Raw genomic sequence first — 8,212 nt, 5'->3', positions numbered from 1 at the left:
CATTAATTACGCAAGATCCAAGTCTTGGCAATAAATTACATCCTGCATTCCCTTATACAGAAGCTGAGGTAATTTGGTCTGCACGAAACGAAATGGCCGAAACAGTAGAAGATATTTTAAGCAGGAGATTAAGGATCTTGTTTATTAATGCACAAGCGGCCAAAGATATGGCACCCAGGGTAGCTTCGCTCCTGGCCAAAGAATTATCTGCTGATAAAAACTGGGAAACTAACCAAATCGAAACTTTTAATAAATTAGCCGATGGTTATATTTATCATTCAACACCTAAAATAACCGAATCGGCTTTAGCCAATTAACCAAATTCCTAATTATGAGTAAATACATCTTGTCTATCGATCAGGGAACCACAAGTTCGAGAGCAATTATTTTTAATCACAATGGCGAAATTGTTGCCATTGCACAACGAGAATTCACACAGATTTATCCCAAAGCCGGCTGGGTAGAGCACGATCCAATGGAAATCTGGTCGACACAGTTGGCGGTTGTAACAGAAGTGATCGTTAAAGCAGGCTTAACCGTAGGCGATATCGATTCTATTGGCATTACCAATCAGCGAGAAACCACTGTGGTTTGGGATAAAGAAACCGGACAACCAATTTACAATGCCATTGTTTGGCAGGACAGGCGTACTTCTGCCTATTGTGATGAAATTAAAGCACAAGGGCTGGCCAATAAAATACAGGAAAAAACGGGTCTGATTATAGACTCTTATTTCTCGGCTACTAAGGCCAGGTGGATCTTAGAAAATGTTGCCGGGGCAAGGGAAAAAGCGGAAGCCGGAAAACTTGCTTTCGGAACCATCGATACCTGGTTAATCTGGAAATTAACAGCAGGCGAAAAACATGTAACCGATGTCAGTAATGCATCACGAACGATGCTCTATAACATCCACACTTTAAGCTGGGACGATGAATTGCTTGAGCTTTTTTCGATACCGAAAGCCATGCTTCCTGAAGTAAAATCATCAAGTGAAGTTTATGGTGAAACCGCAGGACGCATACTGGCAGCAAAAATTCCTATTGCAGGGATAGCCGGCGATCAGCAATCTGCTTTATTCGGGCAAATGTGCACCGAGATCGGGATGGTAAAAAACACTTATGGTACTGGCTGTTTTATGCTAATGAATATCGGGTCGAAGCCAAAAATATCAGCCAATAATCTATTAACCACTATTGCCTGGCAGATTAATGGTGAGGTAGATTACGCTTTAGAAGGGAGTATTTTTATTGGTGGTGCGGTGGTACAGTGGCTTCGCGATGAAATGGGGCTCATTTCTAAATCAGCAGATGTGGAAACATTAGCTAAAAAAGTAAAAGATACCGATGGGGTTTATGTTGTTCCTGCTTTTGCAGGTTTAGGTGCTCCACACTGGGACCAGCATGCCCGTGGTACCATAACAGGATTAACCCGAGGTACAAACAAATCGCATATTGCAAGGGCAGCCTTAGAAAGTATTGCCTATCAAACCATGGATGTTTTGAAAGCTATGGAAGCAGATGCAGGCGTAAATATTGCCGAATTAAGGGTAGATGGTGGTGCTACAGCTAACGATTTATTGATGCAGTTTCAGGCCGATCTGTTAAACTGTAAAGTAATCAGACCCGATGTAACCGAAGTTACCGCTATTGGTGCTGCATACCTCGCCGGATTAGCCACTGGTTTCTGGAAAAGTATAGATCAGATCCGCTCGCAATGGAAAATCAACAGAACTTTTGTTGCTGAGGAAGGAATTGATAATACCGAAAGAATAAAGGGCTGGAATAGGGCTATAAAAGCAGCCAGGGTAAATGCAGAAGACTAATTGAACAATTTTAATCGGATAAGAATTTAATTATATGAATGTATATCTCGCAGAATTTATTGGTACTGCACTAATGATTCTTTTAGGAAATGGTGTAGTGGCTAACGTAGTACTTAAAGGTACTAAAGGCAACGATAGTGGTTGGATTGTAATTACAACCGCCTGGGCACTTGCCGTATTTGTAGGGGTTGTTGTTGCCGGCCCGTACAGTGGGGCGCACTTAAATCCAATTGTAACCCTCGGACTTGCAATCGGGAAGGGATTCAGCTGGGCATTGGTGCCATTTTATATTATTGCACAACTGGCTGGTGCCATGACAGGATCTTTCCTGGTTTGGCTTATTTACAAAGATCATTTTGATGCTACAGATGACCAAGGTTTAAAGGCTGCTCCTTTTGCAACCGCTCCAGCCATCAGAAATATGTCGTCAAATTTGGTGTCAGAAATTATAGGCACTTTCGTTTTAATATTTGTGATCTTTTATTTTACTGATGCGAGTATGGGCACTAAAGAAACGGTTACCCCTATTGGATTAGGCTCAATGGGCGCAATCCCGGTAGCGTTTTTGGTGTGGGTAATTGGTTTGGCTTTAGGTGGAACAACCGGATATGCTATTAATCCGGCAAGAGATTTGGGCCCTCGGATTATTCACTTTTTAATCCCAATGAAAGGAAAAGGAAGTAGCGACTGGAGTTATGCCTGGGTACCTATTGTCGGACCGATAATAGGCGCTGTATTAGCTGCTGTGGCCTTTTTGTTGATTGGTAAATAAAGCGCATCCTCTTTATCGTCATTGCGAGAAGGTTTTTTCAACCGACGAAGCAATCTTTTAATTCATCTTATAAGATTGCTTCGTCGTTCCTCCTCGCACAATGACGAATGCTATTACTGAAAAGCTGCCCTACCTACCTGTTCATCACCTAGGTATATCCAAATGGCACCTTTTAAATATTTTCCGAAAGAATCTTTCATATTCTGCAAGCTTACCTTGTTAATATTAGCTACCATATTCTCGGTAATACTATAATCGCCAAGTACTTCAGCTTCACCCAAATCTTTCACAATCGAACTTGCGCTTTCCTGATGCCTGTAGTATCTATCCCGATGTTCTTTTTTTAATGCCTCAAGATAACGTTCACCATACTTCCCTTCTTTAATATTGTTGTATACCGTAATCATTGCTTTAAAAGCTTTTTTGGGTTGAGTGGTACTTACAAACATAGAGGTATATGGAATCTGTTGCACCTTAACGGTTGCTCCTGGTGCATATGATAAACCAAGTTTAGTTCTCAGTTCATAATTCATAGTGCCACTTAATGCGTTAATGGTTAGTACAAAAGCATAATAATCGGCATTCGTCATGGTTGGGGCATTCATAATGCAACTCATGTAATTCGTGGCAATATCTCTTTGTTCGATTACCAGATGCTCCCCTGTTAAAGTTTTACGATCGTAAACTGGTGGCGTATAAACTTTTCCTTTAAGCGCGCTGAAAGAAGCTTGAATCTTCTTTTCAAGTTCTTCTTTTGTGATGTTCCCAGCTACGACCAAAAACATTTTATTCTTATTCAACAATTCGTTATGATAATAATTACTAACCATTTCGGCAGTAAAACCACCAACAGTTTTGCTTGTGCCCAAAGGATTAGTGCTATAAGGCGAATCTTTAAACATACTTTCCATGCTCAATTGCTCAATCCTTGTTTCAGGATCAGATTGACTATGATAAATACCCGTAATCATACGTTCTTTAGTCGTTTGAAACTCTGTTTTATCAAAAGCCGGATTAATTACAGCATCCGAAAAAAGCTTCCAGCCTTGATCAAGATACTTAGAAATACAGTCCATGCTAATGGTACCATAATCAGTTGTAGATGAACCAGAAATATCAATACCATATTCATCAGCCAACTCCTGATAATCGACAACGCTATAATTTTTAGTACCACAGGTAGCGGCAGATGCTAAAGCCAGATTTTCAATTCCTGCCCTTTCCGCATTATAATTCATTACGCCACCTTTAAAAAACATGCTCATACTAACTGTTTCCTTCTGGGTAGGTTTTAAAATCACCTTTAAACCGTTTACATCAAATGAAATGGCTTTGGTTTGCGCGTTGGCAATATGAAAAACTAAGATAAAGTTTATAAAAAATATGAATCTTTTCATCGAGCGTTAGGTTATTTGGGTGATTTAAAAAATGTTTCTGGCTTCACTTCATTCATACCTGCTTTATCCATCATTAGGCCAGCGCAATAAGGTTTATCTTTAATATACTTGCGTACATAATCAAGTAAATCCTTTCTTGTTACTTTATTTACATTTTCTTCATAATGGGTATAATAATCAATCGATGCCGAAGCCCACCAGAAGGAAAGTAAATGTGCATAATCAGAAGTAACCTCTCTCCTTTCTACCTGTTCTATAGATAATAGTCTTTTGGCTCTTTCAATCTGCAGATCAGATAAATAATCTTCATTGGCCCAAAGCGAAATTTGCTTCAGCACCTCCTGGTAACATTCATTTATTTTTGCCGGATTAGGACTCACCATTAAACTAATTGGGCCTGTATATTTTTGCGTATAATAATTCACATCAGCCTGTTGGGCTAATCCTGAATTAATAAGCGCCTGTTTCATTTTAGAACCGTTTTGATTCACAATAAAAGAAAAAACATCAGCAGCATAAGTGGCCGGAATATCGTTTCTGGTATCTGGACCATGCCAGCTAAACAGCATAAACGGAACAGGGCTTTTATTCGATTCTACAAAATAATAATCGTTTTTTTGAAGCGGCTTAAACTCAGGTATTGGCCATTTCACAAAAGGATCAACCGGCGATCGTTTCCAGCTTCCAAAAACAGAATTTACATAACTAAAAGCTTCATCAACTTTAACATCACCAGCAATTACCAGAACTGAATTATTTGGCCAATAATATTTATTTTTAATGGAATCCATTTTTGATGGAGAAGCTGATAAAATTACCTCGTGGCTACCAATTACATTTTTGCGGGAATAATTTGCACCCCACATATGTCGCGAATTGGCCTCTATCAAAGCAAATACCGGACTCGATTCGTGTCTTGTAAATTCGGCATTTACCACTTCATTTTCCAAAGCCATATCTTCTTTTATGAATTTTGGATAACGGATTGAGGAATTCATTAAACTTAATCCGGGTTTTAAATTAGCAGCAGGAAGGGTAAAAAAATAATTAACCACTTCTTCCCGCGTAGTGGCATTCGAATTGATATCCAGATCGTTCATTCTCGAATTTAAACGTTCGAAATCGGGATAATCCTTGTTAGCCTTAAAGAATAAATGCTCGTAAAGATGACTTAAGCCGTTAAATTCGTCGGTTTCAGTAAAAGAACCATTTCTGCAGGCCATTTCGATGGTAACCAGTGGCACTGTCCGGTCTACAACAACCAGCACTTCTAAACCGTTATCAAGTTTTTTGAAATGCATGTTTTCTCCGAGCTTTTCCTGGGCAAAAGCAGAACCAAGGCACAATAAACAGGCTAAGGAGCTAAATAATAGAGAGCGCATATTTTAATTGAATTTTAACACCAAATAAGTGTTAATCTTTCACTTTAACAAATAAAAAAACACTTTATTTAACAATCGCCCTTATTAAAGGATATATGAATAATTACAGTTTATATTGTTAAATAATTACCTTTGAAATAGTTCATCTAACCACGTTAAAATTGCAAGAATACTTCCTCGTTGTTGATACCGAAACTTCAGGTCTGCCTAAAAATTGGACGGCGCCTTATTCTAAAGAAAAGAACTGGCCTCATATTGTCCAAATTGCCTGGATTATTTATGATCAATTTTATCAGGAAATTAAGCGGGAGAATCACTACATAAAAAATATAGATTTCACTATTGATAAGGCTGCATTAAAAATCCACAAAATTACCCCTGAATATCTGCATACACATGGCGAAAACAAAGAAAAAGTGATGTTACAGTTTTCTGAAGATATAGAAAAATACAAGCCTTTAGTGATCGGACATTTTATTGAGCTCGATTATCATATGGTGAATGTTGAATTATACCGCATCGGAAAGGAAAATATATTTAAAAACCTGGCTTTTTTCTGTACGATGAAGGCAAGCGCACCTTACATCACCAATACGGTAATCAGTCATTTAAAGCTGGATAAATTTTATACCATTTTATTTAATGAAGCACCCGAAAATACGCACAATGCTTTATCTGATACACTAAACACCGCAAAGATTTTCTTTCATCTTTTAAAAACAGGCAAAATTAGCTTAACTTCAGCCTACCATCAGGAGCATACTTTTAACCTGGAAAAGAAAAAGACAAAAGAATTTTCATTTAAAAGAATTTTACAGGGATTTTTTAATGGAAGATAAACTAGCCGATCAAATTTATACCGCTCGTATTGGAGACATTACTTTTAAAAAGATAGTAAGTTGCAGCCCAGGCACACCTATTTTTGAAGCTGCAATTAAAATGTCAGAACAGAAAACCAGTTGCCTCTTTATTAAAAATGATCAGGATGTTTATCTGGGCTTCGTAACCGATATTACTTTAAGGGATAATGTAATTGCCAAACAACTGAATTCAAATTTGCCTATTGACGAAGTTATGGATACCAATATTGTTACCATAACTCCGGATGCTTATGTGTATGAGGCGATATTGATGATGTTCAGCAAAAAGTCGCGCTATTTACTGGTAAACGACAATGGTAATTATGTTGGCTTTTTAAGCAGGAACCGCCTTTTAAGCGAGCAGGCAGAATCTCCATTGGTTTTTATCCAATCTGTTAAATCTGCTGTGAATACCGGCGATCTAAAATTAAAATGGCAAAAAGTACCAGGCATTGTATCGCAATTATTGGCTAGAGGTGTACATTCGAAAATTGTAAATGAGGTGGTAACAACTATTGCCGATACCATTTCCTTTAAAATTATTGAAGAGGTAATTGCTAAACTTGGTCCGCCACCTGCAAAATTTGTATTTATGGTTTTGGGTAGTGAAGGCAGAAAAGAGCTTAGCTTAAAAACCGATCAGGACAATGCCATTATTTATGAAGATACCGGAGAAGATAAAAGAGCGGCTGTACGTTCTTATTTTCTAGATATGGCTACCCAGGTTTCGGATAAATTAAATTTTGTTGGTTTTGTATACTGCGATGGCGATTATATGGCCACTAACCCAAACTGGACGCATTCACTATCGCACTGGAAATACAATTATAAAAACTGGATAGAAGAAGCTTTACCAGAAGCTGCCGTAAAATTTGCTGCATTTTTTGATTGCAGGGCCATCTATGGCGATTTAACCATTATGGAAAGCTTACGTGCTTTTGTTGATGAAGAACTGCAGAAACCCATCGAAAAATTCTACGTATATCTGGCCAAAAATGCCTTACTCTATGAGCCACCGCTCACCTATTTTAGAAATATAAGAACACAAAAAATCCATAAAAAAGAGGTATTCGATATTAAAACAGCCATGACCCCTATTGTAGATCTGGCAAGGGTTTATGCTTTACAGAACAGGATTTTCCAAAAAGAGAATACGGGCGAACGTTTAAAGGCCTTAAGAGAACTTGGTGTTTTTAGTGAAGAGCAGTTTAACGAACTTTCGCAGTCTTATTATTATTTAATGGGCTTAAGATTGAAACATCAGGCTAATCTGATTATCAATGATCAGGCGGCACCCAATAACTTTATCGAAATTGATAGTTTAACCAAAATTGAAAAAGTAACCTTAATCGAAATTTTTAAAATTATCCAGAACTTTCAAAGCGGTATTCGCATGAAGTTTACCAATAGCCTGGGTTAAATTATCATTAATTCTCTTGTCTGCTTATTGTAATTGGCTACAAACTTTAATAACTTTAGGAATAACACCTGCTTATTATAAGATTAAAATACTAACCAAGTACTTAATTTAAAAATCAGACTTATGGGAAAATTTGTAATTACCAAAAGATCAAACGGAGAATTCCAGTTTAATCTTAAAGCCAGCAATGGCCAGACCATTTTAACCAGCGAAGGCTATTCAGCCAAATCGAGCTGCGAAAATGGAATCGAATCTGTTAAAAAAAATGCGCAAGATGATTCTAAATTTGAGAAAAAGACATCGTCTAATGGCAAGTACCATTTTAGTTTAAAGGCTACAAATGGCCAGATTATTGGCTCCAGCGAAATGTACGAAAGTACAGCCGCCAGAGATAACGGTATCGAATCGGTTCAAAAGAATGCACCAGACGCAGAAACAGACGATCAGAGTTAATCATCATAATTTCAATAGAAAAGTCGTCATCTCGACTGTTGCGCAGTCCCGATTTTCGGGAGAGAGCTTTATTTTTTTTTAGATTTAGCTTCGCTGAGCCTTCGGG

At 37.9% G+C, this 8,212-nt stretch carries 8 protein-coding genes; 6 read left to right on the top strand and 2 right to left on the bottom strand.

Going from position 1 to position 8,212, the window contains the following annotated elements:
• From AC1DND_RS12680 to AC1DND_RS12670, 3 genes are all read left to right on the top strand, one after another.
• Positions 1–317 (top strand): glycerol-3-phosphate dehydrogenase C-terminal domain-containing protein (locus AC1DND_RS12680; RefSeq protein WP_477582066.1); only part of this gene is annotated, 317 nt, incomplete at its 5' end.
• A gap of 14 nt (positions 318–331) precedes the next feature.
• Positions 332–1,822: a glycerol kinase GlpK gene (glpK, locus tag AC1DND_RS12675; protein ID WP_477582064.1), complete on the top strand. Its 1,491-nt coding sequence runs from the start codon at positions 332–334 to the stop codon at positions 1,820–1,822.
• A 34-nt stretch (positions 1,823–1,856) separates the two neighbouring features.
• Complete coding sequence (locus AC1DND_RS12670; protein WP_477582062.1) at positions 1,857–2,594, top strand: MIP/aquaporin family protein; 738 nt, start codon at positions 1,857–1,859, stop codon at positions 2,592–2,594.
• 113 nt (positions 2,595–2,707) lie between these two features.
• On the opposite strand, the gene AC1DND_RS12665 is transcribed toward AC1DND_RS12670, so the two are convergent.
• Positions 2,708–3,991: a M16 family metallopeptidase gene (locus AC1DND_RS12665; RefSeq protein WP_477582060.1), complete on the bottom strand. Its 1,284-nt coding sequence runs from the start codon at positions 3,989–3,991 to the stop codon at positions 2,708–2,710.
• An 11-nt stretch (positions 3,992–4,002) separates the two neighbouring features.
• On the bottom strand, positions 4,003–5,373 hold the full coding sequence (locus tag AC1DND_RS12660) for a M16 family metallopeptidase (protein WP_477582059.1): 1,371 nt from the start codon (positions 5,371–5,373) through the stop codon (positions 4,003–4,005).
• A 161-nt stretch (positions 5,374–5,534) separates the two neighbouring features.
• Here AC1DND_RS12660 and AC1DND_RS12655 point away from each other — a divergent pair, with 161 nt between their 5' ends.
• The 3 genes from AC1DND_RS12655 (at position 5,535) to AC1DND_RS12645 (ending at position 8,106) form a co-directional block, all read left to right on the top strand.
• Positions 5,535–6,212: a 3'-5' exonuclease gene (locus tag AC1DND_RS12655; RefSeq protein WP_477582058.1), complete on the top strand. Its 678-nt coding sequence runs from the start codon at positions 5,535–5,537 to the stop codon at positions 6,210–6,212.
• A complete protein-coding gene (locus tag AC1DND_RS12650; RefSeq protein WP_477582056.1) occupies positions 6,202–7,653 on the top strand; it encodes a DUF294 nucleotidyltransferase-like domain-containing protein in 1,452 nt (483 codons plus the stop codon). Before AC1DND_RS12655 ends, AC1DND_RS12650 begins: the two co-directional genes overlap by 11 nt.
• Before the next feature lie 123 nt (positions 7,654–7,776).
• Complete coding sequence (locus AC1DND_RS12645; RefSeq protein ID WP_477582055.1) at positions 7,777–8,106, top strand: YegP family protein; 330 nt, start codon at positions 7,777–7,779, stop codon at positions 8,104–8,106.
• The last annotated feature ends 106 nt before the right edge of the window (positions 8,107–8,212 follow it).

Source organism: Pedobacter sp. 01N416 (assembly GCF_056399685.1).
The sequence above is the reverse complement of the archived record's forward strand: the minus strand, read 5'-3'. Positions and strand labels throughout refer to the sequence as shown.

Coding starts and splice junctions, on each gene's coding strand:
- AC1DND_RS12645 (WP_477582055.1), top strand. CDS start 7,777: ATGGGAAAATTTGTAATTACCAAAAGATCAAACGGAGAATTCCAGTTT.
- glpK (WP_477582064.1), top strand. CDS start 332: ATGAGTAAATACATCTTGTCTATCGATCAGGGAACCACAAGTTCGAGA.
- AC1DND_RS12650 (WP_477582056.1), top strand. CDS start 6,202: ATGGAAGATAAACTAGCCGATCAAATTTATACCGCTCGTATTGGAGAC.
- AC1DND_RS12670 (WP_477582062.1), top strand. CDS start 1,857: ATGAATGTATATCTCGCAGAATTTATTGGTACTGCACTAATGATTCTT.
- AC1DND_RS12660 (WP_477582059.1), bottom strand. CDS start 5,373: ATGCGCTCTCTATTATTTAGCTCCTTAGCCTGTTTATTGTGCCTTGGT.
- AC1DND_RS12665 (WP_477582060.1), bottom strand. CDS start 3,991: ATGAAAAGATTCATATTTTTTATAAACTTTATCTTAGTTTTTCATATT.